A 25,455-nucleotide genomic window follows, 5' to 3' on the forward strand; every position below is an offset into this window, starting at 1 on the left:
CCTTTGGCTGCTTTGTTGCGACTTGACTCATTCGTCATCTCCCCAGTTCGGAGCCAGGTCCCTGGCGATCCGGATGTCGTCGTTGCTCGTGCCGGCGGGCACCATGGGCCACACCATCGCGTCCCGGTGCACGACGAAGTCCACCACCACCGGCCGGTCGTCGATCGCCATGGCCTTCTCGACGACCGCGTCCACGTCCTCGGGGCGCTCGCAGCGCAGGCCGTGGCAGCCGTACGCCTCGGCCAGCGCGACGAAGTCGGGGATGCGGCGGGCGGCGCGCAGGTCGGTGTTGGAGTGGCGGCCGCCGTACATGAGGGTCTGCCACTGACGGACCATGCCGAGGCTGCCGTTGTTGATGACGGCCACCTTGATCGGCACGCCCTCCAGCGCGCACACGGCCAGCTCCTGGTTGGTCATCTGGAAGCAGCCGTCGCCGTCGATCGCCCACACCGTGCGGTCCGGGCAGCCGATCTTGGCCCCCATCGCGGCGGGGACCGCGAAGCCCATCGTGCCCGCGCCGCCGGAGTTGACGAACGAGCCCGGCCGCTCGTGGTTGATGAACTGGGCGGCCCACATCTGGTGCTGGCCCACGCCGGAGGTGTAGATGGCCTCGGGACCGGCCAGGACGCTCAGCCGCTGCATGACGTACTGCGGGGCGAGCGTGCCCTCGACCGTCTCGTAGCCCAGCGGGTACGTGCGCCGGTAGCCCTCCAGCGTGCGCAACCAGTCCGCGCGGTCGCCCGGCCGACGGGCCAGGGCGTCCAGGGCGGCCGTCAGCTCGGTCAGCACCTCCTTGCAGTCGCCCACGACGGGCACGTCGGCGTGCCGGTTCTTGGAGATCTCGGCCGGGTCCACGTCGGCGTGCACGACCTTGGCGTGCGGCGCGAACGTGCCCAGGTCGCCGGTGACACGCTCGTCGAACCGGGTGCCGAGCGCGACGATCAGGTCGGCCCGCTGGAGGGCACCGACGGCCGCGACCGAGCCGTGCATGCCGGGCATGCCCATGTGCAGCGGGTGGCTGTCGGGGAACGTGCCGCGGGCCATGAGCGTGGTGACGACCGGGATGCCGGTCAGCTCGGCCAGGCGCAGCAGCTCGGCGGACGCGCCCGCCTTGTGCACGCCGCCGCCGACGTACAGGACCGGCCGCCGGGCCGCGGCCATGAGCTCGGCGGCGGCCCTGATCTGCCGGGCGTTCGGCCGGGCGACCGGGCGGTAGCCGGGCAGCCGCATGACCGGCGGCCAGACGAAGGCGGTCTCGGCCTGGAGCGCGTCCTTGGTGATGTCCACCAGCACCGGCCCGGGACGGCCCGTGGAGGCGATGTGGAACGCCTCCATGATCGTGCGGGGGATGTCGGCCGCGTCGGTGACCAGGAAGCTGTGCTTGGTGATCGACAGGGTGATGCCTGTGATGTCGGCCTCCTGGAAGGCGTCCGTGCCGATCTGCGAGCTGGGCACCTGGCCGGTGATCGCGACGATCGGCACCGAGTCCATGTAGGCGTCGGCGAGCGGCGTCACCAGGTTCGTGGCCCCCGGGCCGCTGGTCGCCATGCAGACCCCGACCTTGCCGGTGGCCTGCGCGTAGCCCTCGGCCGCGTGCCCGGCGCCCTGCTCGTGCCGGACCAGCACGTGCCTGATCGAGGTCGAGCGGTACAGCGGGTCGTAGGCGGGCAGGACGGCGCCGCCGGGGATGCCGAACACGGTGTCCACGCCGACCCGCTCAAGCGCCCGCACCAAAGCCTGCGCACCCGTCATCCCGCACTCCCCTCCCGGCGATCGGCTCCCCTGGCGATCGTCAGGAGAGTCGACCAGGGAGCCCTTGTCATCCGCTGGTGGCCAGTTGCAGGTGCTTGCGGCCGGGCCCCCGGCGGGCCTCGGCCGCCCGGTCGCGCCACCAGGTCAGGCCGTTGCGGGCGGCCAGCCGTTCGAGCTCGGTCAGGTGCCGGACCGCGCTCTCGTGCCGGCCGGTCGCCTCGGCCAGCAGCGCGAGGTGCCAGTCCACCGGCCCCACCCAGGCGCAGGCCGACAGGACGGTGATCCGGCCGCCGAAGGGCAGCAGCGCCTCGTAGAGCAGGCGGCACTCGTGCACCCGGCCGAGCGCCGCCGCGGCGGCGGCCCGCAGGCACAGGGTGGACGGGCGCGACCGGTCGAGCAGCGGTTGGCCGTTCAGCTTGCGGGCCTCGTCCATGCGGCCCTGTGCGTGCCGGTGAAGGGTGCGCACGGCCTGGTCGAGGGCGTGGTTCGCGCCGCGCAGGACGTCGATGAGCGGGCCCGCGGCGGCCATCGTGCCCCGGTGGTAGTCCAGGGCCAGGCGGCCGGCGGTCACGGCGCGGGCGGCGTGCCAGATGCCGAGGCCGGTCGCCTGGTCGGCGGCGTCGGCGTACAGGTCGTCCGCCTCGTCGAAGTGGCCGCCGAGCACCAGCCGGCCCGCCCGCCACAGCGTGTGCTGGAAGCGCGGCCAGGGCAGCGGGAGCCGGTCGAGCAGGTCGTCGCAGCGGGCCGCCGCCAGGTCGGCGCCGGTGACGTCGAAGAGCTCCAGCCGGTTGTGGGTGTCCATCATGTTCGCCAGCAGCTGGTAGGCCGGCTCGCCGTCCGCCAGTTCGTGCAGCTCGGCGGCGAGGTCGGCCAGCTCGTGCACGTGCAGGGGACGCGGCAGCGACAGGTGCCTGGCGTTGAGCGCGCGCATCAGCAGCCGCCGGTCGCCCAGCCGCCGGGCCATGGCCACGGCCCGCGCGGACAGCTCGTCGGCCCGCGGGTCGCCGGAGGCGTCGTAGAGTTCCTGGGCCAGCCCGGCCAGCAGCATCGCGCGCTCGGGGCCGTCCGGTTCCGGCAGCTCGCGCAGCGCGTCCTCGAAGCGGCGGACGAGCAGCGGGTCGGCCGCGCCGTACGGGTCGCGCAGCGTCCAGATCGACGGCGTGTCGAACGAGGTCAGCGCCCGGACCCGGAGCGCCGCGCCCCCTTCCGTGATGCGGTCGGCCGCCCGCACGGCCTGATCCCTGACCCGGCGGGCGCCGGCCGGCTCGCCCGCCGCGAGCAGCGCGCGCACCTGCCGCAGCAGCAGCTCCACGTGCTCGGCCGGGTCGCCGCCGCAGGCGTCGTGCGCGGCCACCGCGTGCCCCAGCCAGGACGCGGACTCGGCGTAGCCCAGCCGCCGCTCGGCCTGCTCGGCCGCGGCCCGCGCCCACCGCGCCGCCTCCGCGTACGCCACCGGCCCGGCCTGCACGGCGTGGTGGGCGATCACCTCGACGTCGGTCGCCGGACGCGCGGCCAGCGCGGCGGCGAGGTCCCGGTGCAGCGCGGCCTTGCGCAGCGGCGGCAGATCCCTGACGAGCGCCTCGCGCACCAGGTCGTGCACGAACGCCAGCCGCCCGCCGGCCCGCGCCGCCAGCAGGCCGCCGCGCACGGCCCGGTCGAGCGGCCCGTACGCCTCCTCCCCCGCGACCCGGGCCACCACGGCCGGGTCGAACTCCCGGCCGGCCAGCGCCGCGACCGCCAGCACGTCCGTGACCCCGGCGAGCGCGTCCAGCCGCAGGCGGACCAGCTCGGTCACCGCCTCGGGCACCTCGTCCACATCCGGGTCCTGGGCCAGCAGCCTGAGGCTCTCGCGCAGGAAGAACGGGTTGCCGCCGGTGCGGTCGGCCATCCTGGCGCACGACTCGTCGTCCAGCTCGACGCCGAGGTCGGCGGCGATGGCCCGGACCGCCTCGGGGCCGACGCCGGTCAGGCGCAGCCGCGACAGGTCGTAGCGGACCAGCCGCCCGAGCACGTCGCCGGTCCCGGTGCGGAAGGCCGCGACCAGCGTGACCGCGCCGCCGCGCAGCAGCATGACCAGGTGCCTGAGCAGGTCGAGCGAGGCAGGGTCGGCCCACTGGAGATCGTCCAGGACGATGACGAGCGGCTGGGCGCGCGAGGCCGTGACCAGCCACCGGGCGGCGGCCTGGTTCCGGCGCGACAACAACGCCTCGGCCGGGCCCCCGGCGTCCGGCGGCGCTTCGGGGCGGGCGTCGAGGAGGCCGGACAGGGGCTCGCGGTCCGGCGGCGGGCAGTGCGGCTCCAGCGCCTGGAACACCTGCGTCCACGGCCACAGCGCGGGCGTGCCCTCGGCGTCGTGGCAGCGTCCGCGCAGCACGAGCCGGCCGAGCCGCGCGCAGTGCTCGCCGAACGCCTCCAGCAGCCGCGTCTTCCCGATCCCCGGCTCACCGCTGACCTCGGCGACCGCGAGCCCGGCGGGCGTGGCCCGCTCGGCCACCGCCACCAGCTCGGCCAGCTCGGCCTCCCGCCCGTGCGGGACGTCCGGCGGGCGTGGCGCGGCCACCAGCGCCGGGGTGTCGTCCACCGGCGCGAGCGAGCCGGCCTGGCGCAGGATGTCCGACTCCAGCGACCGCAACTCCGGCCCGGGATCGAGACCCAGCTCCTCGGACAGCCGCCTGGCCGCCGTGCGCAGCACGGCCAGCGCCTCGGCCTGGCGCCCGGTGCGGTACAGGGACAGCGCGAGCAGGCACCACAGGCGCTCGCGCAGCGGGTTGGCGACGGTCTCGGCCTCCAGCTCGGTGATCAGCGCCTGGGGACGGCCCAGGTCGAGCAGCGCACGGGCCCGCCGCTCGACCGCGACCAGGCGCAGCTCGCGCAGGCGGCTCACCTCGATGATCGCCCACGGCTCGTCCTGGAACTCCTCGTACGGCGAGCCGCGCCACAGCCCGAGCGCCTCCTCCAGGCAGGCCAACGCCTCCTCGGCCGACCGGAACTCGGCCCGGTTCACCAGCTCGGCGAACCGGAGCGCGTCCACGTCGGCGGCGGCCAGCAGGTAGCCGGGCGGGCGGGCGACCAGCGTCCTGGGCCGGGCGCGCGGCCCCCGGTCCGGCTCGATCGCGCGGCGCAGGTTGGAGACGTAGGAGTGCAGGGTGGGCAGGGCGCTGGGCGGGGCGGCGTCGCCGTACAGGTCGTCGATCAGCGTCTCGGCGGGGACCACGGCCCCCTGCGCGACCAGCAGCCGGGCCAGCACGGCTCGCGGACGGGGGCCGCCGAGACCGACCACGCCCCCGTCGGCGTCGCGGACCTCCAGCGGCCCCAGAACTCGGAATTCCACGTTGTCCCACTCATCGGCTTCGTCCTAATTGATCACAGTATGGTCGGGCCGACTTGCAGGAGACTGGAAGCCCTCTACGTGCCCGCCCTGATCGGCACGACGTTGCCGGGCCCGCCGCGGCGTGGCAGCGCGAACCAGGTGGCCTTGCCGACCAGGTCGGGGTGGGTCAGGTAACGCTGGGGATGGCAGCCGTAGAAGCCGTCGGAGAGCCGGGCGACGATGCGCAGCCCCCGTCCGTGCTCGGCGGACGGGTCGGGGACCGAGGGGGCGGGCAGGGGCGGCCCGGCGTCCACGACGACGCACATGACCTCCTTGGCGTCCACGTGGAGCAGCAGCTCGTAGGGGCCCTCGCCGTACATGAACGCGTTGGTGACCAGCTCGCTCACCATGAGGACGGCGTCGTCCACGACGTCGTCGTGCAGGTCGAGCCCGGACAGCTCCTCCCGGATGATCGACCGGGCGTGGCCGACGGTCCGGGCGTCCGGGCGCAACGGCCATACGTACTGCATCCGGCTCCGCCGGGCCGACCGCAGCCTGGACATGGCCTCTCCATCCTGGGAAGGGCGGCGACGAATGCTCGTTTCAGTCAACACGAGACCTGCCTCCGAGTTGTCGGACATGCGGCTGTCCAAACCTGTACGCACGGAAGGGCGGTTCGGGTCGAACGTTTTCCGAGAAATCCTGACTTTCTTCGCAGCTCGACATGTCTTCCCAGGTCAGCGGGTACGGACAGGGCCATGAGCAGTCCTGACGAGAGCACCCCCAAGACCGACGCCAAGCCGCTCCCCGACGCGGCCAGGCGTCCGGCCGAACGTGCGGCCGGACGTGCGGCCGGGCGGCCCGGCAAGGCGGGCGAGGCGGGGAGGAGCCCCGCGGGGCACAGGACCGCCGGGCAGGCGGCGCTGGAACAGGCCCTGTCGCAGTCGGGCAAACACCTGGAGGACCTGACCGGCGAGGCGCCCGACCGGCACCGGGCCGGCCCGCGCCCCGGAACCGGCCGGGCCCGCGGCTAGGGCCGGCCGATGCCGGCGCCCACCTCCTCGATGAGGTCGTCCACCCGCCGGGCCAGCTGGACGTCGAGGGCCGTCACCGCGCCCACGGAGACGGTCCTGACCACGATGGCCAGGCCGTCCGCGGTGTCGTGGAGCTGGGGCTGCCGGCCGTAGGTGACCTTGAGCCGGTCGAGCGCGCGGCGGACGGCACGCAGGTTCTCCCGCGGCAGGGAGATCTCCCGGCGCAGCGCCGAGCGGTCGCCCGACCACAGCGGCAGGGTGGCGAGGGCCGCGGCGACCTCGTCGGCGGTGAGCGGGGCGGCGTGCCCCTTGGGGCCGGTGATGCCGCCGCCGCTGTCCGGCGGGTCGAACAGGGGGCGTACCTGCTCGGGGATGTGCAGCCGGGCGATCAGCTCGGGATCCTGCTCGGCGACGGCGGCCAGCACGGCCTGGGCCCTGATCCTGGCCTGCTCGGGCGGACGGCGGCCGAGCAGCGCTGCCTGCCGGACGAAGCCCTCCTCGGTGCCGTCGTTGCGCGGATGGTCCATGGGGAAGTCGTCGGTCAGCTCGGGCGGCAGGGCGTCGATGAGCTCGCGCCGGTCGTCGTCGTCGAGCGTGCGGGCGAGCGTGGTCAGCGTGGCCTCCGCCGCCGCTCTGGCCGGGCCGGCGCCCAGGCCCGTCATGCGGCCGATGGACGCCAAGAGTGCACGATATTCCATGATTCGTCCCCCGATCCGAACCTTCAGGCTCCTCGTGCCCAGGTCAGGGCTGCCGACACCTCCACACCACCTGGGGGGTGAGGGGCACGTCGGTGAGGCGTCCGGCCAGCTCGGGCATGGCGGCGGCGACCGCGTTGCCGATGGCGGCGGGCGGGCCGATCGTGCCCGCCTCGCCGGCCCCCTTCATGCCGCCCGGGGTGAGCGGCGAGGGCGTCTCCAGCAGCACGACCTCGATGTCGGGCACCTCGCGGGTGGTCGGCAGCAGGTACTCGGCGAGCGGCTGCCCGTCCTCGGTGTGGACGATCTCCTCGGTCAGCGCCATGCCGATGCTCTGTGCGACCCCGCCGCGGATCTGGCCCTCGACCACGGCCGGGTTGACCAGCGTCCCGGCGTCGTTGACCACCCAGTAGCGCTCCACCTCGACCGCGCCGGTCTCGGGGTCCACCGCGACGGCGGCGGCGTGCGCGCCGTAGGCGAAGGTGTAGGCGGCCGGGTCGTAGCTGACCCGCTCCTCCAGGCCGGGCGTGACGCCTTCCGGCAGGTCCCAGGCCCGCCAGGCGGACGTGGCCAGCTCCCGCAGCGACACCGACGCCCGCGGGTCGCCCTTGACGCGCACGCACTCCTCGGCGATCTCCAGGTCGCCGGGCGCCGCCTCCAGCCGGTGGGCGGCGATGGCCAGCAGCTTGTCCCGCAGCCGGGCGGCGGCCTGGACGAGCGCCCCGCCGCCGACCGCGAGCGACCGGCTGGCGATCGACCCGATCGACGAGTACGGCGTCGCCGCCGTGTCTCCCAGCACCACCCGCACCCGCTCGATCGGCACCCCCATCCGGTCGGCCGCGACCTGGGCCAGCGCGGTCTCGATGCCCTGCCCGATCGAGACCACCCCGGCCGACACCACCACCGACGCGTCCGGCTCCATCCGCAGCACGGCCGTCTCGTAGCCGCCCGCCTGGATGCCCGACGCCTTCATCTCCATCGACGGGCCCAGGCCGGTGGTCTCGACGTGGCAGGAGTAGCCGACGCCGCGAAGGCGGCCGTCGTCCACGCCGGTGACCGGGGTGACCAGGTCGCGCAGGGTGCGCAGGGCCCGGGGGTAGTCGCCGGAGTCGTACTGCTGGTAGACGCGGCTCGTGCACGGCAGCTCGTCCGGCGTCAGCATGTTGCGCAGCCGCAGCTCGACCGGGTCGAGGCCGAGCCGCCGGGCCGCCTCGTCGATCAGGCGCTCCCTGGTCCAGGTGCACTCGGGCTGCCCGAAGCCGCGGTAGGAGCCGGTCGGGGTGGTGTTGGTGACCACCCCGCGCACCCGTACGCCGACCCGCTCGAACCGGTACGGCCCCGGCAGCAGGGTGGCCGAGACCGCGAAGGGCGAGATGCCCACGTTCGAGGGATGGGCGCCGAGGTCGCCGAGGATGTCGGCGTCCAGGGCGACGAACCGGCCCCGGCCGTCGAGCGCCAGCCTGGCCCGGTGGACGGCGGCCCGCGCGGGCAGGGTCGCCGACAGCCGGTCGCCGGGCGACTCGGTCCAGCTCACCGGGCGGCCCGTCCGCATCGCGGCCAGGCAGACGAGCGCCTCGTCGGGGTAGACGTGCTCCTTGCCGCCGAACCCGCCGCCGACGTCCCGGCTGATCACGCGTACCCGGTCGTGGGTGAGCCCGAACGCGTCGGCCAGGTGCTCGCGCACGTGGTGCGGGGCCTGGGAGGAGAGGTGCACGGTCAGCTCGTCGTCGGCGTAGGAGGCCACGACGCCGCGCGGCTCGACGGGATGCGGCGAGATCCGGCCCATCCTGAACGTCATCTCGACGACGTGCTCGGCGGACTCGACGAACTCCGCGCAGTCGGCGTCGCCGAGCAGGAAGTCGGTGACCAGGTTCGTGCCCCACTCGGGGTAGAGCAGCGGCGCGTCCTCGTCGAGGGCGCGTTCCGCGCCGACGGTCGCGGGCGACTGGTCGAGCTCCAGGTCCAGCAGGTCCGCGGCGTCGCGGGCGGCGGCGGGGGTGCCGGCCACGACGACGGCGAGCGGCTGGCCGGCGTACCTGATCGTGTCGTCGAGCACCCGGTAGGAGGTCAGCCGCTGGCCGGGGGCGAGGGTGACGCAGGGCAGCAGCAGCTCCGCGGCGTCGGCGGGGGTGATCACGTCGAGCACCCCCTCGACCGTCCAGGCCGCCTTGGCGTCGCAGCCGAGGAGCCGTCCGTGCGCGACGGGGCTGCGCACCACCACCGCGTACGCCATGCCAGGCAGGCGTACGTTGCCGACGTATCTCCCCTTTCCGGTCAGCAGTCTGGCGTCTTCCCTGCGAGGCGTCCGCGCGCCGACATAGCCCATGGGCCGATTGTGCGCGCCGCGAGGCGTGCGGTCCATATACGATCTCGCGGGGCGGCAGGCGAGAAAGACCAGGTCAGCGGGGGCGTCGATGCAGACTTTTCTTCCATATCCGGATTTCACGGCCAGCGCCGGGGTCCTGGATGCGCTGCGGCTGGGCAAGCAGCGGGTGGAGGCCCTGCAGGTGCTGCGCGCCCTGATCGTCCCCGGCTACGGCTGGCGCCACCACCCCGCCGTCAAGATGTGGGCCGGCTACGAGGAGGCCCTCGTGCGCTACGGGCTCGACGTCTGCGACCGCTGGTGCTCGACCGGCCGGGCCGACACCTGCGCGGCCACGATGTCCGTCGAGCTGGGCCGCGCCTGCGGCACGCCCGTCATCCGCACCCAGCACGAGCTGGCGGCGGCCGGCGAGCTGCCGCCCTGGCTCGGCGACGACGCCTTCCACCGCAGCCACCGCTCCGCCCTCCTGCGCAAGGACCCCGGCCACTACCGCCCCCTCTTCGGCGACGAGCCCGACGACCTCGCATACGTCTGGCCCGCCTCGGGCCGCCCGCCCGCCTGCCTACCGACCTGACCGCCCTCCGGCGTCCAGGCGGGTCCCCGTGAGTGCGGCCTCCACGTGCCGCGTCGCCGTGGCGGCGCCGAAGGCGACGAGCCGCACCAGGTCCTCGTCCGTCGTCGCGGCGCCGCGCCAGGCGGCGACGTCCGCGTCGGTGACCCGGTAGGGCGCGAGGGCGGCGAGCAGCGCGAGCCTGGCTGCGGGCCGTTCCTCGTCGGGCACGCCGGCCAGCGGGCTCGACAGCCGGTCGCCGCCCATCGGCGGGTGCTCGCCGTCCCAGGCGGCGACCGCCTCGGTGACGGCCGTCCTGACCGCCTCGCCGAGCAGCTCCCCGCCCGTGCCCGCGACGGCCATGAGCGTGGCGTACGCCGTGCCGACCGGCGTGCCGGCCGCCCAGGCGGGCTCGGCGGACGAGGGCAGGCCGTCCAGCACGTCCAGGCCCGCGCCGGGCGGCAGCTGCCTGCGCACCGTCCGGGACATGGCCCGGCCGCCCACGCTGCGCACCAGGCGCGACTTCTGCAGGTTGCCCGGCAGCAGGTTCTCGGTGAGCAGGGACGAGGCGATCCGGTTGACGAAGTGGAAGGTCAGCGCGGTGCCGACGTACGCGGGCGCCTGGTCCGCGGGGAAGGGCGCGGGCACCCGCCGGTCCTTGGCCCACCGCAGCAGCGCGGCGTGCTCCGGATCCGCCGGCACGCCCCCGGCCGCGACGGTCTCGGCCAGCCTGTGGTCGCCGGTGGCGTGCAGCAGCGTCGTGTGCGCGGCCACGCAGAACGGGCACCGGTTGGCCAGCGACACCCCCAGCGCCACCACCTCCCTGCCGGTCCTGGAGCCCGGCCCGGCCAGCAGCGACTCCCGCAGCAGCGCCCAGGTCCCGGCCAGCACGGCGGGGGCGGGCGACAACGTCAGGAAGACCGCCATGCGGGCCATGCCGAAGTCGTCGGCGAGGCGCGCGTAGACCTGGGCCACCCGGCCCGTGGCGTCCTGCGGCCGGACGGGCGTGACGTAGCGGAACTGGCCTGCGGGCGTCTGCGTCGTGTTCATGGCCGCCATGGTGGGGCGCGGGACGGGCCGGAGTCGTCCTGCCCGGGATGACTTCCGCGGCTACGGCACGGGGTGCAGAGGCGGGCGGAGTACGACGGCGGGAGTAGTCCCCCATTCCGCCCACGTGAGGACGATTATCGACACATCAGGCTTTACTGTGCTTGGCATGAGCTTGCGATGGCACCCCGCCGTCATGGACGCGGCGCTCGCGGCCGTGGTGGCCGTGCTGCTGACGGCGACCGTGGTGGCCACGCCGGGCGCGGGGCCCGCGGACTACGCCGCCGTGCTCGCCGGGTCGTTCGCGCTCGTCGCCTGGCGGCGGGCGCCGATCCCGGCGCTGCTGATCACCACGCTGTGCATGCTGGTCTACTCCGCGCACGCGCAGCCCGGCCCGCCGGCCGCCTTCCCCGTGATGGTGACCGTGTTCGCCACGGTCAGGGCCGGTCACCGGGCGCTCGCCGCGGCGGCCGGCGCGCTGTTCCTGGGCGGGACCCTCGCGGTCAACCTGGCCACCCCCGACGGGCAGACCGCGCAGGAGATCGTGCAGAAGACGACGCTGCTGCTCGGCTGGTTCCTGGCGGCCGGGGTGACCGCGACCGTGACCCGGCACCGGCAGGCCTACCTCGCGCAGGTCGAGCAGCGGGCCGCCGAGGCCGAGCGGACCCGCGAGGAGGCGGCGCTGCGCCGGGCCGGCGAGGAGCGGCTGCGCATCGCCAGGGAGCTGCACGACTCGCTCACCCACACCATCTCGGTCATCAAGGTGCAGGCGGGCGTGGCCGTGCACCTCGCGCGCAAGCGCGGCGAGGAGGTGCCGGCGGCGCTGCTGGCCATCCAGGAGGCCAGCGGCGAGGCCATGCGCGAGCTGCGCGCCACGCTGGAGGTGCTGCGCGAGGACGACGACGCCCCCGCCGCCAGCGGCCTCGACCGGCTCACCCACCTGGTCGAACGGGCCCGCTCGACCGGCGTCCCGGCCACGGTGACGGTCACCGGCGACCGCCGCGACCTGCCGGCCGAGGTCGACCGGGCGGCCTACCGGATCGTCCAGGAGGCGCTGACCAACGTCTCCAAGCACGCCGGGCCCGCCACCGCCTCGGTACGCGTCGACTACGGCAAGGAGGAGCTGATCGTGCAGGTGGACGACGACGGCCGCGCGAACGGCGGCCCCTGCGACCCCGGCGTGGGCCTGCTGGGCATGCGCGAGCGCGTCACGGCCCTCGGCGGACGGCTGGCGACCGGGCCGCGTCCCGAGGGCGGGTTCACCGTGCGCGCCGAGCTGCCGCTGCAGGAGGCCCGGTGATCCGCGTGCTGCTGGTGGACGACCAGGCCCTCATCCGCGGCGGCTTCCGCGCCCTGCTGGAGGCCGAGGACGACATCGAGGTCGTCGCCGAGGCCGCCAACGGGGAGCAGGCGGTCGCCCTCGCCCTGGAGCACCGCCCCGACGTGGCGCTCGTGGACGTGCAGATGCCCGTCATGGACGGCATCGAGGCCACCAGGCGCATCGCCGCCGACGACCGCCTGGCCGGTGTCCACGTGGTGATCCTGACCAACTACGGCCTGGACGAGTACGTCTTCCACGCCCTGCGCGCCGGCGCGAGCGGCTTCCTGGTCAAGGACACCGAGCCCGCGGACCTGCTCCAGGGCGTCAGGGTGGCCGCCCGCGGCGACGCCCTGCTCTCCCCCGCCATCACCCGCCGCCTGATCGGCGAGTACGTCGCCCGCCGCCCCGAACCCGAACCCCAGGGCCTGGACGTGCTCACCAACCGCGAACGCGAGGTGACCGCCCTGGTCGCCCGCGGCATGTCCAACGACGAGATCGCCGCCCAGATGGTGATCAGCCCGACCACCGCCAAGACGCACGTCAGCCGGGCCATGACCAAGCTGCACGCCCGCGACCGCGCCCAGCTCGTGGTCTTCGCCTACGAGTCCGGCCTGGTGACCCCGCGCGAGCGCGGACGCGAGGCTTGACCGTCAAGGAACACGGTCCCTCCGCATACCCGTCCCGGACTGAGTACACTCGGGCACGTTCAACGGCCGAGACTTGTACGGCGAGGCTCTTGGCCCGGGGCGGTGGCCCCTCGGCCCCCGTCCCTCTGGAGTCACGTGAGCAGCGGGCTTGTCGATGCTCCGCCCTCCAGCGACCCCGGCGCCCCCAAGCGGCGCCGCCGGCGCTGGCTACGCTGGGTGATCGCGATCGCGGTCGCCGTCGTCCTGCTGGTCGCCGGCGTGGCCGTCGGCGTCACCGCCAAGCTCAGCGGCAACCTCAAGCGCTCCACGGTCACCAAGGAGGACCTCGGCGAGACGCGGCCCCCCAAGGTCGCCACCTCGGCGATGAACGTCCTGATCGTGGGCTCCGACCAGCGCGACGGCAAGAACGCCAGGTACGGCCGCCGCATCGCGGGCGAGCGCACGGACACGATCATGCTGGCGCACGTGTCGTCCAAGCGGGACAACGCCATGGTGATCAGCTTCCCGCGCGACTCGCTGGTCCAGCTGCCCGCCTGCCGGGCCACGGGCGGCCTGCCCGGCCAGCAGCCGCACCTGGGCATGATCAACGAGTCGTTCAACTCCGGGGGCATCGCCTGCACCTGGAAGACGATCGAGTCGCTCACCCGCATCCACATCGACCACTTCGTGAAGGTCGACTTCACCGGCTTCAAGAGCATGGTCAACGCCGTGGGCGGCGTCGAGGTCTGCCTGCCCTCTCCGGTGAACGACAAGAAGGCCCTGCTCCACCTGCCCGCCGGGCGGCAGACGCTCAACGGCGAGCAGGCGCTCGGCTACGTCCGCGCCCGCTACAGCCTCGGCGACGGCTCCGACATCGGGCGCATCCAGCGGCAGCAGATGTTCATCGCCTCGATGCTCAAGAAGGTGATGAGCGGCGAGACGCTCACCGACCCGTCCAAGCTGTTCGGCTTCCTCAACGCCGGCACCAAGTCGGTGACCGTCGACGACGACCTGTCGGTGGGCGTCATGAAGGACCTCGCCACCAGCCTCCAGGGCCTCAACGCCGGGCAGATCCGGTTCATCACCACCCCTTGGCACTACTCGCTGACCCAGCCGGGCCGGGTCGAGTGGGTGCAGCCGCAGGCGGGCCGGCTGTTCCAGATCGTCGCCAGGGACCAGAGCGTCCAGGGCGTCAAGGGCGGCCAGGCCAAGGTGGGGCGGTCGAAGATCCAGATCGAGCTGCGCAACGGCACCTACCGCGGCGGCCTCGGCACGCAGGTGGCCGCGTTCCTGGAACAGCGCGGCTACCACATCAGCAAGATCGGCGACACGGCCAGGAAGCCGCAGGCGAAGACTACGCTGCTCTACGGCCCCAACGCCGAGACGCGGGTGCCCACCCTCACCAACGACCTGCTCGCCGCCACGCCGAAGCTGGTCGCCGGCGCCCGGACGAACCACCTGGTGCTGGTGCTCGGCGACGACTGGAAGGGGCTCAAGCCGCTGCGCGCCGACGACACCGAGGCGATCAAGGGCTTCGACGCCACCCACGACACCTGCGCGGCCTGACCGGCCCACCCTCGGCTCCCTCAGGCCCATCCCGGCTCACGCAGGGCCGGCCGGGCCCAGGGCGGCTCGGCCCGGCTCACAGGGCGTCGGCCAGGCCGCCCCCGTCGATGGCGGTGAAGCCGGCGTCCTCGATGAGCGGCACCACGGCCTTCTTGGCGGCCTCGTCGTCCCCCCAGTAGGGCATGTCGGCCCGCGGGCCGCCCCGCTGCCCGGCCGTGCCCAGGTCCAGCAGCTCGTTGGGGTACTTGGTGTTGAACGTGCGCACCAGCCGCACCTCGCGGCCGAGCACGTGTTGCTGGTACTGCGGGCTGGTGAGCCCGTCCGGCACGGCCACCACCGCCTCGGCGCCGTCGAGCCGGGTGATCGGGTTGCTGGGGTCGATGACGATCTTGCCGCCCAGCGCCGCGCCCAGCTCCTCGACCACGGTCGGGAACGCCTCCCACCACACCGCCATGACGACGACCTCGCCGAAGCGCGCCGACTCGATCGGCGAGCCGACGCCCGACTGCCCCTCGGCGGCGGCCGCGGCCTCCTCGGCGAGGGCCGGCCGGGCGTCGCTGAAGAGCACGTCGTGGCCGGCCGCCGCGAACAGCCGGCCGAGCGGCGCGCCGAGCCGGCCCGAACCCACGATTCCTACGCGCATGTCTGGATCTCCTTGTCGGCCGATCGGCACCTGCCCATCGGCCTTCCCCGCATGCCTGGCTTTGCGCCTGCGCCGCGAGATCTTTGCCCGCCGGTGATCCCTACACTCGTCGTCCATGAACGATCCCGACGTCCACGAGCTGCGCAGGGGCAGCGCCGAGCGGGCGCACCTGCGTGCGCGGGGGCCCGAGCTGCCGCGGGTGAACGACCTGGCCGGGCCGCGCGGGCTGCCGCTGCGGCACTACCGGCCCGCGCGGGAACGGCGGCCGCTGGTGGTGTACGTGCACGGCGGCGCGTGGGTGTTCTGCGGCCTGGACACGCACGACCGGATCTGCCGCCTGCTGGCCCGCGAGTGCGGGGTGGAGGTGCTGGCCGTGGACTACCGGCTGGCGCCCGAGCACCCGTACCCGGCGGCCGTCGAGGACGTCGTGGACGTGCTGCGCGCGGCCCGTCCGGCGGCGGTGGCCGGGGACAGCGCGGGCGGCTACCTGGCCACGATGGCCTGCCTGGCGCTGCGGGACGCGGGCGACCCGTTGCCCGCCGCCCAGATCCTGGTCTGCCCCAACACCGACCTCACGCTCTCCTGCCCCAGCGTGCGGGAGAAGGGCACCGGTCACGGCCTCGACGAGAGCTTCCTCGCCTGGGCCGTACGGCAGTGGGCGCCCGATCCGGCGCGGCGCGCCGACCCGAGGCTGAGCCCGTTGCTCGTGCCCGACCTGAGCGGGATGCCCGCCACGCTGGTGGTCACCGCCGAGCACGACGCCCTCAGGGACGAGGGCGAGGCCTACGCCCGCCGGCTGGCCGAGGCGGGCGTGCCGGTCACGTGCCGCAGGGAGCCCGGCCTCACGCACGGATTCCAGCAGAACGCCGACCCGGTGTCGCAGGCCGCCACCGGCCGCCTGCTCGCCGACGCGCGCCGGCTGCTCGAAGCGGTGACGGGCTAGCAGCCCGCCGGACCACTGCGGCCCGCCCCGCACCCTGCGGCACGCCGCCGGGCGGGCACGGGATCGGGCACGGGATCGGGCCCGGGATCGGGCACGACATCGGGCACGGCAACACCGCCTGGAACTCGCGGCGACCGGTCAGGCGCCGGAGGCCAGGCGGCCCGAGAACGTCGCGGACGCCCCCGCGAAGCCGGCGCGCGTCATTGCGCGCGCTCGGACTCCTGCTCGGGCGCCGTAGACGTGTACATCTCCTCGCGTGGCGAGTCCGCGCCCAGCTCCTCGCGCAGCCGGTCGTAGTCGATGTTGTGGTTGGCGTACTTCAGCTGGCGAGCGACCTTCGTCTGCTTCGCCTTGGCTCTTCCTCGGCCCATGGCTACTCCCTAGTCCCCGCTGTCATGCTATCCAACAACATGGTGACTTGAAGAATTATGCAACTGCGCTCGATTAGTCTTGCAATATGCACGTGGAGGTCCACCAGGCCAAGGCCGACTTCTTCCGGACACTCGGCCACCCCGCTCGCATCAGAGTGTTGGAGCTACTCCAGGAAGGTCCACTGCCCGTCAGGGACCTGCTGGCCCAGATCGACATCGAGGCGTCGAGCCTCTCACAGCAGCTGGCGGTCCTGCGCAGGGCCGGGATCGTGAGCGCAATCCGCGAAGGCAGCACGGTGGTCTACACCCTGGCCACTCCCGAGCTGGCAGACCTGCTCGGGGCCGCCCGCCGCATCCTCACCGACATGCTGGCCGACCAGGGGGAGCTCCTGGCCGAGCTGCGGGCGGAGGTCACTTAGCGGCGGCCTCGGCGCGGCGCCTGACGACCTTCGGGTACCGGGCGGTGAAGACGGCGGGGACGACGAACGAGAGCACCTTGATCGCGATGACGACCGTGGTGGCGTGGGGGGCCGCGGCCAGCACGAACGTCAGCGAGACGGCGGCGAGCGTGAACGCCGCCGCCCACACCGTCGTGATCACGACGTTGACGCGGCGGAACGCCTGGGTCTCCCAGATCTCCTTCGGCGCCATCGTGCGCGCGATGCCCAGCGTGAACGGCTTGCCGATGGCCAGCGAGCCCCAGGCGGTGCCGGCCAGCCACACGTTGACCAGCGCGGGCCCGTACGGCGTGAGCGGCGAGTGCGGGGCCGCCAGGGAGAGCACCGTGAGCAGGGCGAAGAAGGCGGCGGCGCTCGTCTCGATGACGATCTCGTCCCAGGCCCGGCCGGACCGGCGGTCGATGGCCACGAGGGCGAGGGCGATCACGAGGCCGGTGATGGCGCCCCAGCGCCACTCGTCGCCGGTGGCGATGACCGCGTAGACGACCCAGGGGAGGAAACCGAGCAGACCGCGCATCGCGCAACTCCTTTGACATTCCTATGTAGACATGTCGAATGTAGAACCTCCTGTGGAGATATGTCAATATAGGAATATGAGCTTGAGACACGCCGTGCTTGGTCTGCTCGCCGAGGGCCCGGCCAGCGGCTACGACCTGCTGAAGACCTTCGACGTCTCATTGTCCAACGTCTGGCCGGCCACGCAGAGCCAGCTCTACGCCGAGCTCGGCAAGCTGGCCGACGCCGGGCTCGTGAGCGTCGCGGCCGAGGGCCCCCGCGGCCGCAAGGAGTACGCGATCACCCAGGAGGGCCGGGCCGAGCTGCGCCGCTGGATCACCGAGGTCGAGCCGGTCCGGGTCGGGCGCAGCGACATGCTGCTGCGCGTGTTCTTCCTCGGCCAGGTCGATCCCGAGCAGGCCCGCGCTTACCTGCGCCGCCAGGCCGAGGTGGTGGGCAAGCACATGGAGCACATGGAGGCCATCAAGGGCTTCGTCGAGAGCGGCCAGGACAACCTGTCGGTCTACGGCCGGCTCGCCCTGGAGTACGGCCTGCGGCTCGGGGCCGCCCAGAAGGCGTGGGCCGAGTGGGCCGAGGGGCAGATCCGTTAGGCTCGCCTCCATGGTCTCCGAGCTGTTCGATCCGAAGATGTGGCAGGCAGTCGAGGGCTTCGACTTCACCGACATCACCTACCACCGGGCCCTCGACCAGGGCACGGTGCGGGTCGCGTTCAACCGGCCCGAAGTGCGCAACGCCTTCAGGCCCCAGACGGTCGACGAGCTCTACCGGGCGCTCGACCACGCCAGGCAGGCCACCGACGTCGGCTGCGTGCTGCTCACGGGCAACGGCCCCTCGCCCAAGGACGGCGGGTGGGCCTTCTGCTCCGGCGGCGACCAGCGCATCAGGGGCAAAGACGGCTACCAGTACGCCGACGGCACCCCCGCCACCGGGCGCCTGCACATCCTGGAGGTGCAGCGCCTGATCCGGTTCATGCCCAAGATCGTGATCTGCGTGGTGCCCGGCTGGGCCGCGGGCGGCGGGCACAGCCTCCACGTCGTGGCCGATCTCACCCTGGCCAGCGCCGAGCACGCCCGCTTCAAGCAGACCGACGCCGACGTCGCCAGCTTCGACGGCGGCTTCGGCTCGGCCTACCTGGCCCGGCAGGTCGGGCAGAAGTTCGCCCGCGAGATCTTCTTCCTGGGCGACACCTACAGCGCGGCCGACGCCCACCGCATGGGCATGGTCAACGCCGTCGTCCCGCACGCCGAGCTGGAGGCCACGGCGCTGGAGTGGGCGCGCAAGGTCAACGGCAAGTCGCCCACCGCGCAGCGCATGCTGAAGTTCGCCTTCAACATGATCGACGACGGGCTGGTCGGGCAGCAGGTGTTCGCGGGCGAGGCGACGCGGCTGGCGTACATGACGGACGAGGCGGCCGAGGGGCGCGACTCCTTCCTGGAGAAGCGGGCGCCCGACTGGTCGCCCTTCCCCTGGCACTTCTAGCCGCGGGCGCCCCGGCCGGAGGCAGACTGGGGCGATGAGGATCATGGTTCCCGAGGCGTTGACCGCATCACACGTGAAGATCGACGGCGAGCGGGGGCGGGCCTGGTCGGCCGGCCTGCCCGCGCTGGCCGAGCGTTACCTGGAGGAGTGGGGGCTGCGGCTCGACGAGGGCCGTCCCATGCACGGCGTGGTCTCCCTCGTGCTGCCCGTCGTGCGGGAGGACGGCACCAGGGCGGCGCTCAAGCTCCAGCCCGTCACCGACGAGAACGCCACCGAGGCGCCGGGCCTGCGCACGTGGGCCGGGAAGGGCTCGGTGCTGCTGCTCGACGACGACCCCGAGACCGGCGCCCTGCTGCTGGAACGCCTCGACTCCGGCCGCCCGCTGTCGGCCGTCCCTGACGACACCGAGGCGCTGACGATCCTGACCGGGTTGCTGGGCCGGTTGACCGCATTCCCCGCCCCGCCGGGGCTGCGCCGGTTGGGCGACATCGCCGCGCAGATGCTGGCCGACGTCGACCGCGCGGCGGCCGCGCTGCCCCGCGAGCAGGACCGGTACTGGCTGCGCTGGTGCGCCGACGCGGTCGCCGAGCTCGTCGGCGAGCCGGGCGACCGGCTGCTGCACTGGGACCTGCACTACGACAACGTGCTGGCCGCCGAGCGGGAGCCGTGGCTGGCCATCGACCCCAAGCCGCTGGCCGGCGACCCCGGCTTCGACCTGTGGCCCGCCCTGGACAACCGCTGGGACGCCGTCGTCGCCACCGGCGACCCGATCAAGGGCGTGCTGCGGCGGTTCGACCTGATGGTGGACGGGCTGGGCCTCGACCCCGCCAGGGCGGCCGGCTGGACCCTCGGCCGGATCCTGCAGAACGCCCTCTGGGACGTCGAGGACGGCGAGCACGAGCTCAACGACGTCGCCCTGGTGATCGCCGAGGCCATGCGCCGCCGCCAGTGACGAGTCACCGCCAGTAGGCGGGGTATCGGCGGTCCGGCAGCGCCCTTCCGAGCGCCACCCCGGCGACGATCACCACGACGCCGGCGACCAGGACCGGGTCGAGCAGGTACACCGGGTCGGGGGCGGTGAGCCCGACCAGCGCCGCCGTGGCCCCGGCCGGCGGGTGAGGGGCCCGCAGCAGCAACATCGGGGCCGTGGAGAGCGCCGCCGCGGCCACCGCCGTCCACACCGAGGGGCCGATGAGGGCGGTGAGCGCCAGGGCGAGCGCGGCGGCGCTCAGGTGGCCGAGGAGGATGCTGCGCGGCTGGGCGAACGGCGCGGCGGGCGCCAGGGCCACGATCCCGGCGGAGGCGGCGAACGGCAGCGCGAACAGCTCCATGCCGGTGAGGCCGGCCAGCAGGGCCAGTGAGGACAGTCCGGCCAGCGCCGCCGCGGTGGCCAGGGCCACCGCCCTGGCGGACGGCCGGGCGGGCGCCCCCGACGTCCCGGCCCACCCCCGCCTCCGGGAGGGCGGCGGCCCGGCCGCCGGGCCCGCCGCGCGCCCGTGGGGGGCGGGCGCGGGGCGGGAGCCCAGGGATCGGTGCGCGTGGACGGCGGCGGCGGACAGGCCGGTGCGGGCCGTGGTGTTCCCGCGGCGGCGGGGCTGGCTCATCGGAGGCTCCCGTCAGTCGGAGAGGCGGCGGAGGAAGTCGCGGACCAGGGCCGCGATCTGCGGGCCGCGCGTCTCCAGGGCGAAGTGGCCGGCGTCCAGGAGCTGGATCTGCGCGCGCTTGGTGTCCCGGTCGAAGGCGAGGGCGCCGTCGGGGCCGAAGATCTCGTCGTGCCGGCCCCACACGGCCAGCACCGGGGTCTGGTGCGTGCGCAGGTACTCCTGCCACTGCGGGTAGAGGCCCGGGTTGCGGCCGTAGTCCACGAAGAGGGCGAGCTGGACGGCGTGGTTGCCGGGCCGGTCGAGCCGGGCCTGGTCGAGGGCCGCCTTGTCCGGGTTGACCAGGGCGGCGTCGGGGACGCCGTGCGTGTACTGCCAGTGGGTGGCCTCGGGGGTGAGCAGGCCGAGCAGCGCGGAGGTGTTCTCCTCGGACGGGTCGGCCCACGCCTTGCGCAGCGGCTCCCAGAACGGCGTCAGACCCTCCTCGTACGCGTTGCCGTTCTGGGTGACGATGCCGGTGACGCGCTCCGGGTGCCGGACGGCGAGGCGGAAGCCGACGGGGGCGCCGTAGTCGTGCACGTAGAGCGCGTACTTGGTGACGTCCAGGGTGTCCAGGAGGCTGTCCACCACGTCGGCCAGGTGGTCGAAGCTGTACTCCCACTCGTCGGCCGCGGGGGCCGAGCTGTGGCCGAAGCCCGGGTAGTCGGGCGCGATCAGATGGAACTCGTCCGCCAGGTCGGCGATCAGCTCCTGGTAGGCCACCGACGAGGTCGGGAACCCGTGCAGCAGCACCAGCGTGGGCGCCGACGGGTCACCGGCCTCCCGGTAGAACACGTCGAGGCCGTCCACCACAGCGGTGCGGTACCGAACAGTCATCTCATCCTCCAGCTATAACCGGCTAAATCCGTTTTGCTGGTTAAGTGATAGCATGGCGATGGATAACCGGTCAAATCGCTTTGGGGGGTTAGGGGCAGTGAGGATACGGCCGCTTCGCGACGAGCCCATGGCGCTCGACCTGGTCGACACCGTCTGGGTGGACCAGGGCGCCCTGCTCGACCAGTTCGACGACCTGGAAGGCGTGCGCTCCTGGCTCGGCGACCACGGCCTGCCGGGCGAGGACGACCTGGAGCGGGTGCGCGACCGGCTCGTCCGGACGCGGGACGCACTGCGCGGCTCGCTCGAAGGCCGGGGGCACGACGCGCTCAACGCGGTGCTCGCCGAGGGCTCCACCAGGCCGCGGATGGACGACGACGGGCCGCGCGAGACCGTCGTGGTGAACGATCCGGCCTGGGAGGCGGCCTGGACGGCGGCCGCCGACTTCGTCCGGCTCCTGCGCGAACGTCCCGAACGGCTGCGCAAGTGCGCGAACCCGGCCTGCGTCCTGTGGTTCCTCGACGTGAGCAAGAACGGCAGCCGCAGGTGGTGCTCGATGGAGGTGTGCGGCAACCGCGCGAAGGCGGGCCGGTTCAACCAGCGCCACAGGAACGCCGTCTGAACCGCGAAGGCAGGCCGGCTCGGCAGGCGTCACAGGAACGCCGTCCGAACCGCGAAGGCGGGCCGGCTCGACCGGCGTCACAGGAACGCCGTCCCAACCGGCCCGCCCGGGGATTCGGGGCGGACCTCAGTCCGTCACCAGGACGACCTTCCCCCGGCCGTGGCCGGTCTCGATCTCGCGGTGGGCGTCGGCGGCCTCCTCCAGCCGGTACGTCCGCCGCACCGGGAAGGCGAAGCGGCCCTCGGCGTACAGTGCGGCGTACCGGCCGAGCCGTTCGGCCGTGCGCTCGCCCTGGACGACCTTGACGCCCAGCTCGGCCGCCCGGCCGTGCTCGACCAGCGTGACGATGCGCCCGCGGTCGGCGACCAGGTCGAGCGAGACCTCCAGGGCGTGGCCGCCGGCGCCGTCGAGTGCCGCGTGCACGCCACCGGGGGCGAGCGCGCGCACCCGGTCGGCGAGCCCGTCACCGTAGGCGACCGGGATCGCGCCGAGGTCGCGCAGGTGGTCGTGGTTGGCCTCGCGGGCGGTGCCGATCACCGTGGCGCCGCGCATGCGGGCGATCTGCACGGCCGCCGTGCCCACGGACCCGGCCGCGCCGTGCACGAGCAGCGTCTCGCCGGCGCCGACCGCCAGGGCGTCGAGGGCCAGCTCGGCCGTCTGCACGCCGGAGGTCAGCCCGCCGGCCACCTCCCAGGGGATCCCGGCGGGCTTGGGCGCCACGTCGGCCGCCGGGACCACGATGTACTCGGCGTAGGCGAACAGGCGCGAGAACCCCAGCACCTCGTCGCCGGCCGACACCCCGGCGACCCCGTCGCCCACCTGGTCGACCACGCCGGCGAACTCGTTGCCCGGGATGCGCGGCCAGGGCACCTCCCCCAGGTACGGCGGCAGCCACCCCTGCCGGATGGCCGTGTCGAACGGCTGCACCCCGGCCGCCCGCACGCGGACGCGCACCTGTCCCCGGCCCGCCTGCGGCGCGGGCACCTCCATCACCTTCAGCACCTCGGGGCCGCCCGGCTCGGCGAACGCCGCCGCCCTCATCACGTCAGTCATGTCGTCGAGCGTGCTACCTCAACCGCCCTTGAGGTCAAGTCGGCCAACTTTCGATATGAAGTCGGGAACTTTCCCCTTTAGTCGCGCTTTATATGTATATAGTCCGTCAGGACACACCGGGGGATGGGGCAAACCGAGGGTTGATGACCGAGTTCTTCCACGCCGCTCTGGGCTTTCCGACCGTCATTTTCACTTTCCTCCTCGCGGCCGTCCTGGCTTATTGGCTGGCCGTCATCGCGGGCCTGCTGGATCTCGACCACGACGCGCCATGGCTGGGGTTCGGCGGCGTCCCCGCCGGGATCGTCATCTCCCTGCTCGTCGCGGTCGCGTGGCTGCTGAGCCTGGTCGGCAGCCAGGTGCTGCCGGACGCCGCACTGGCCGCTGTGCCCTTCGCCGCGGCGGCGGGCGGCTGGCTCGCCACGCGCGCCCTGATCAGGCCGCTGCGCAGGGCGTTCCAGGACGGCGGGCAGCACTCGCGCGGCGACCTCGTGGGCCGCCCGTGCGTCATCCGCACCGGGGCCGCCACCCCCGACTTCGGCCAGGCCGAGGTCACCGCCGAGGACGGCTCGACCGCGGTCGTCCAGGTCCGGACGACCGGACGGGACCGCCTGGGCCGCGGCGACAAAGCGCTCATCTTCGAATACGACAAAGACGGCGAATTCTTCTGGGTCATGCCCTACGAAAGCGAGATCTGATGGACGTCATCTCCACGGGCTTCGGCGTATTTCTCGCCGTCGTCCTGGTCATCGTGATTGGCCTGCTGGTCATCATCGGCCGCCTTTTCCGCAAGGTGGAACAGGGCAAGGCGCTGATCGTGTCGAAGGTCAACAAGGTGGACGTGACGTTCACCGGCGCCATCGTGCTGCCGGTCGTCCACAAGGCCGAGACCATGGACATCTCGGTGAAGACCATCGAGATCACCCGTACCGGCCGTGAGGGGCTGATCTGCCGGGACAACATCAGGGCGGACATCAAGATCACGTTCTTCGTCCGGGTGAACAAGACCGCCGAGGACGTCATCAAGGTCGCCCAGGCCATCGGCACCGCGCGGGCCAGCGACGAGAACACCCTCCAGGAGCTGTTCAGCGCCAAGTTCTCCGAGGCGCTGAAGACGGCCGGCAAGCAGCTCGACTTCGTCGACCTCTACACCAAGCGGGACGAGTTCCGCGACGAGATCATCCGGCTCATCGGCACCGACCTGAACGGCTACAGCCTCGAAGACGCCGCCATCGACTACCTGGAGCAGACCGCGCTCACCCAGCTCGACTCCAGCAACATCCTGGACGCCCAGGGCATCAGGAAGATCACCGAGCTGACCGCGCTGGAGCACGTACGGACCAACGAGTTCCAGCGGGCCGAGGAGAAGGAGATCACCCGCCAGAACGTGGACGCCCGCGAGGCCATCCTGGAGCTCCAGCGCCGCCAGGCCGACGCCGAGCTCAAGCAGCGCCGCGAGATCGAGACCGTCAAGGCCCGCGAGGAGGCGGAGATCGCCCGCGTGCAGGCCGAGGAGCGGCTGCGCGCGCAGACGGCCGGCATCAAGACCGACGAGCAGATCGGCGTGCAGCGCGAGAACCAGGCCCGCGAGGTGGCGGTCGCCGAGAAGAACCGCGAGCGGGTGATCGCGATCGAGAGCGAGCGCATCGAGAAGGACCGCCTGCTGGAGGTCATCGCCCGCGAGCGGGAGACCGAGCTGTCGCGCATCGCCAAGGACAAGGAGGTCGAGACCGAGAAGCGGTCGATCGCCGAGGTCATCAGGGAGCGCATCGCGGTCGACAAGACGGTGGCCGAGCAGGAGGAGAGCATCAAGCGGCTGCGGGTGGTCGAGGAGGCCGAGCGCACCCGTCAGCAGGTGATCATCGCGGCCGAGGCCGAGGCGCAGGAGAACCTGGTCAAGGACATCAAGGCGGCCGAGGCCGCCGAGGCGGCCTCGAAGTTCAGGGCCCGCGAGGAGCTGGTGCTGGCCGAGGCCCGGCAGCAGGCCGCGGAGCTGGAGGCGCGGGCCAAGATCCGGCTCGCGGAGGGCGTGCAGGCCGAGTCCGCCGCGGCCGGGCTGGCGCAGGTGCAGGTCAAGGAGCGCGACGCGGACGCCATCGAGAAGGTCGGCCGCGCCGAGGCCCTGTCCCTGGGCGAGAGGCTGCGGGCCGAGGCCGAGGGCCTGACCCAGAAGGCCGCCGCGATGGCCGCCCTGGACGAGGCCAGCCGGGGCCACGAGGAGTACCGCCTGCGCCTGGAGGCCGACAAGGAGATCAGGCTCAAGCACATCGACGTCACCCGCCAGGTGGCCGAGTCGCAGGCCAGCGTGCTGGCGGCGGGGCTGGCCAAGGCCAACATCGACATCGTCGGCGGCGACACGATGTTCTTCGACAAGGTGGTCGGCTCGATCACCACGGGCAAGGCGGTGGACGGCTTCGTCGGCCACTCGACCGTGGCCGGGGCCCTCGCGGCGCCGTACCTCAACGGGACGGCCAGCCTGGCGGCGGACATCGCGAGCGTGGTCGGCGGGGTGCGCACCGAGGACATCAAGAACCTGACCGTCTCGGCCCTGCTCATGCGGCTCATCCAGGACGGCGGCCCGCAGTCGTCGGCGCTCGGCGAGCTGCTGGAGACCGCGCGCCGGCTGGGCGTGGCCGACTCCCCCGTGGCCGCGCTGGCGGCGGCGAAGGGCTGAC

Annotated in this window: 25 protein-coding genes; 13 read left to right on the plus strand and 12 right to left on the minus strand. The window is 73.4% G+C overall.

Annotation, left to right across the window (positions count from 1 at the left end; all coding sequences use genetic code 11):
- Positions 1–27 precede the first annotated feature (27 nt).
- The 3 genes from ACFYYW_RS33460 to ACFYYW_RS33470 all read right to left on the minus strand — a co-directional run bounded on the left by ACFYYW_RS33460 (position 28) and on the right by ACFYYW_RS33470 (position 5,625).
- On the minus strand, positions 28–1,752 hold the full coding sequence (locus ACFYYW_RS33460; RefSeq protein ID WP_387654724.1) for an acetolactate synthase large subunit: 1,725 nt from the start codon (positions 1,750–1,752) through the stop codon (positions 28–30).
- A gap of 67 nt (positions 1,753–1,819) precedes the next feature.
- Positions 1,820–5,083, minus strand: coding sequence for a BTAD domain-containing putative transcriptional regulator (locus ACFYYW_RS33465; protein ID WP_387654726.1), 3,264 nt, complete (start codon positions 5,081–5,083; stop codon positions 1,820–1,822).
- Positions 5,084–5,157: 74 nt separating this feature from the next.
- Positions 5,158–5,625 carry an ATP-binding protein gene (locus tag ACFYYW_RS33470; protein ID WP_352318303.1) on the minus strand — a complete coding sequence of 156 codons (468 nt, stop codon included), beginning with the start codon at positions 5,623–5,625 and terminating at the stop codon, positions 5,158–5,160.
- A 195-nt stretch (positions 5,626–5,820) separates the two neighbouring features.
- Here ACFYYW_RS33470 and ACFYYW_RS33475 point away from each other — a divergent pair, with 195 nt between their 5' ends.
- Positions 5,821–6,096: a hypothetical protein gene (locus tag ACFYYW_RS33475; protein WP_387654729.1), complete on the plus strand. Its 276-nt coding sequence runs from the start codon at positions 5,821–5,823 to the stop codon at positions 6,094–6,096.
- On the opposite strand, the gene ACFYYW_RS33480 is transcribed toward ACFYYW_RS33475, so the two are convergent.
- Together ACFYYW_RS33480 and ACFYYW_RS33485 are read right to left on the minus strand one after the other, a co-directional pair.
- Complete coding sequence (locus ACFYYW_RS33480) at positions 6,093–6,776, minus strand: DUF2267 domain-containing protein (RefSeq protein ID WP_387654732.1); 684 nt, start codon at positions 6,774–6,776, stop codon at positions 6,093–6,095. The genes ACFYYW_RS33475 and ACFYYW_RS33480 overlap by 4 nt on opposite strands.
- Positions 6,777–6,837: 61 nt before the next feature.
- Entirely contained in the window at positions 6,838–9,117 is a 2,280-nt protein-coding gene (locus tag ACFYYW_RS33485) for a xanthine dehydrogenase family protein molybdopterin-binding subunit (RefSeq protein ID WP_387654735.1), read from the minus strand.
- A gap of 88 nt (positions 9,118–9,205) precedes the next feature.
- Between ACFYYW_RS33485 and ACFYYW_RS33490 the strand changes: the two genes are divergently transcribed.
- The gene (locus ACFYYW_RS33490; RefSeq protein ID WP_387654737.1) at positions 9,206–9,688 is read left to right on the plus strand and encodes an MSMEG_6728 family protein; all 483 of its coding nucleotides are present in this window, start codon (positions 9,206–9,208) and stop codon (positions 9,686–9,688) included.
- Here ACFYYW_RS33490 and ACFYYW_RS33495 read toward each other — a convergent pair.
- Positions 9,677–10,714 (minus strand): carboxymuconolactone decarboxylase family protein, encoded by a 1,038-nt coding sequence (locus ACFYYW_RS33495; protein WP_387654740.1) that lies wholly within the window; start codon positions 10,712–10,714, stop codon positions 9,677–9,679. The two genes, ACFYYW_RS33490 and ACFYYW_RS33495, sit on opposite strands and share 12 nt — an antisense overlap.
- 166 nt (positions 10,715–10,880) lie before the next feature.
- On the opposite strand from ACFYYW_RS33495, the gene ACFYYW_RS33500 reads away from it, so the two are divergent.
- The 3 genes from ACFYYW_RS33500 (at position 10,881) to ACFYYW_RS33510 (ending at position 14,224) form a co-directional block, all read left to right on the plus strand.
- Positions 10,881–12,011: a sensor histidine kinase gene (locus ACFYYW_RS33500; protein ID WP_387654743.1), complete on the plus strand. Its 1,131-nt coding sequence runs from the start codon at positions 10,881–10,883 to the stop codon at positions 12,009–12,011.
- Complete coding sequence (locus ACFYYW_RS33505; protein ID WP_387654746.1) at positions 12,008–12,679, plus strand: response regulator; 672 nt, start codon at positions 12,008–12,010, stop codon at positions 12,677–12,679. Before ACFYYW_RS33500 ends, ACFYYW_RS33505 begins: the two co-directional genes overlap by 4 nt.
- Positions 12,680–12,814: 135 nt before the next feature.
- Positions 12,815–14,224 carry an LCP family protein gene (locus ACFYYW_RS33510; RefSeq protein ID WP_387654749.1) on the plus strand — a complete coding sequence of 470 codons (1,410 nt, stop codon included), beginning with the start codon at positions 12,815–12,817 and terminating at the stop codon, positions 14,222–14,224.
- 76 nt (positions 14,225–14,300) lie between these two features.
- On the opposite strand, the gene ACFYYW_RS33515 is transcribed toward ACFYYW_RS33510, so the two are convergent.
- Complete coding sequence (locus ACFYYW_RS33515; RefSeq protein ID WP_352318322.1) at positions 14,301–14,867, minus strand: NAD(P)-binding domain-containing protein; 567 nt, start codon at positions 14,865–14,867, stop codon at positions 14,301–14,303.
- Positions 14,868–14,982: 115 nt separating this feature from the next.
- On the opposite strand from ACFYYW_RS33515, the gene ACFYYW_RS33520 reads away from it, so the two are divergent.
- On the plus strand, positions 14,983–15,810 hold the full coding sequence (locus tag ACFYYW_RS33520) for an alpha/beta hydrolase (RefSeq protein ID WP_387654753.1): 828 nt from the start codon (positions 14,983–14,985) through the stop codon (positions 15,808–15,810).
- Positions 15,811–16,010: 200 nt separating this feature from the next.
- Here ACFYYW_RS33520 and ACFYYW_RS33525 read toward each other — a convergent pair whose 3' ends face one another.
- Positions 16,011–16,181, minus strand: coding sequence for a DUF3073 domain-containing protein (locus tag ACFYYW_RS33525; protein WP_352318325.1), 171 nt, complete (start codon positions 16,179–16,181; stop codon positions 16,011–16,013).
- Positions 16,182–16,267: 86 nt separating this feature from the next.
- On the opposite strand from ACFYYW_RS33525, the gene ACFYYW_RS33530 reads away from it, so the two are divergent.
- The gene (locus ACFYYW_RS33530) at positions 16,268–16,600 is read left to right on the plus strand and encodes a helix-turn-helix transcriptional regulator (protein WP_090938046.1); all 333 of its coding nucleotides are present in this window, start codon (positions 16,268–16,270) and stop codon (positions 16,598–16,600) included.
- Here ACFYYW_RS33530 and ACFYYW_RS33535 read toward each other — a convergent pair.
- Positions 16,593–17,156 (minus strand): hypothetical protein, encoded by a 564-nt coding sequence (locus ACFYYW_RS33535; protein WP_352318327.1) that lies wholly within the window; start codon positions 17,154–17,156, stop codon positions 16,593–16,595. The two genes, ACFYYW_RS33530 and ACFYYW_RS33535, sit on opposite strands and share 8 nt — an antisense overlap.
- Positions 17,157–17,232: 76 nt before the next feature.
- Between ACFYYW_RS33535 and ACFYYW_RS33540 the strand changes: the two genes are divergently transcribed.
- Genes ACFYYW_RS33540 through ACFYYW_RS33550 form a run of 3 tightly spaced genes read left to right on the plus strand, consistent with a single transcriptional unit; the run spans position 17,233 to position 19,586 of the window.
- A complete protein-coding gene (locus tag ACFYYW_RS33540; RefSeq protein WP_387654758.1) occupies positions 17,233–17,745 on the plus strand; it encodes a PadR family transcriptional regulator in 513 nt (170 codons plus the stop codon).
- Positions 17,746–17,755: 10 nt separating this feature from the next.
- Entirely contained in the window at positions 17,756–18,634 is an 879-nt protein-coding gene (locus ACFYYW_RS33545) for a 1,4-dihydroxy-2-naphthoyl-CoA synthase (RefSeq protein WP_352318330.1), read from the plus strand.
- A 34-nt stretch (positions 18,635–18,668) separates the two neighbouring features.
- Complete coding sequence (locus tag ACFYYW_RS33550) at positions 18,669–19,586, plus strand: aminoglycoside phosphotransferase family protein (RefSeq protein ID WP_387654761.1); 918 nt, start codon at positions 18,669–18,671, stop codon at positions 19,584–19,586.
- 4 nt (positions 19,587–19,590) lie between these two features.
- Here the strand turns inward: ACFYYW_RS33550 and ACFYYW_RS33555 are convergent, their stop codons facing one another.
- Together ACFYYW_RS33555 and ACFYYW_RS33560 are read right to left on the minus strand one after the other, a co-directional pair.
- Positions 19,591–20,238, minus strand: a complete 648-nt coding sequence (locus ACFYYW_RS33555; protein WP_387654763.1) for an HPP family protein — start codon at positions 20,236–20,238, stop codon at positions 19,591–19,593.
- 12 nt (positions 20,239–20,250) lie between these two features.
- On the minus strand, positions 20,251–21,111 hold the full coding sequence (locus ACFYYW_RS33560; protein WP_387654766.1) for an alpha/beta fold hydrolase: 861 nt from the start codon (positions 21,109–21,111) through the stop codon (positions 20,251–20,253).
- A 97-nt stretch (positions 21,112–21,208) separates the two neighbouring features.
- On the opposite strand from ACFYYW_RS33560, the gene ACFYYW_RS33565 reads away from it, so the two are divergent.
- The gene (locus ACFYYW_RS33565; protein WP_387654768.1) at positions 21,209–21,730 is read left to right on the plus strand and encodes a CGNR zinc finger domain-containing protein; all 522 of its coding nucleotides are present in this window, start codon (positions 21,209–21,211) and stop codon (positions 21,728–21,730) included.
- 126 nt (positions 21,731–21,856) lie between these two features.
- Here ACFYYW_RS33565 and ACFYYW_RS33570 read toward each other — a convergent pair whose 3' ends face one another.
- Positions 21,857–22,771: an NADP-dependent oxidoreductase gene (locus ACFYYW_RS33570; protein WP_387654876.1), complete on the minus strand. Its 915-nt coding sequence runs from the start codon at positions 22,769–22,771 to the stop codon at positions 21,857–21,859.
- 155 nt (positions 22,772–22,926) lie between these two features.
- Here ACFYYW_RS33570 and ACFYYW_RS33575 point away from each other — a divergent pair, with 155 nt between their 5' ends.
- Positions 22,927–23,478 carry a hypothetical protein gene (locus tag ACFYYW_RS33575; RefSeq protein ID WP_352318337.1) on the plus strand — a complete coding sequence of 184 codons (552 nt, stop codon included), beginning with the start codon at positions 22,927–22,929 and terminating at the stop codon, positions 23,476–23,478.
- Positions 23,478–25,454 carry a flotillin family protein gene (locus tag ACFYYW_RS33580; RefSeq protein WP_387654771.1) on the plus strand — a complete coding sequence of 659 codons (1,977 nt, stop codon included), beginning with the start codon at positions 23,478–23,480 and terminating at the stop codon, positions 25,452–25,454. Before ACFYYW_RS33575 ends, ACFYYW_RS33580 begins: the two co-directional genes overlap by 1 nt.
- The last annotated feature ends 1 nt before the right edge of the window (position 25,455 follow it).

Source organism: Nonomuraea sp. NPDC001831, from assembly GCF_042892035.1.
Taxonomy (GTDB): domain Bacteria; phylum Actinomycetota; class Actinomycetes; order Streptosporangiales; family Streptosporangiaceae; genus Nonomuraea.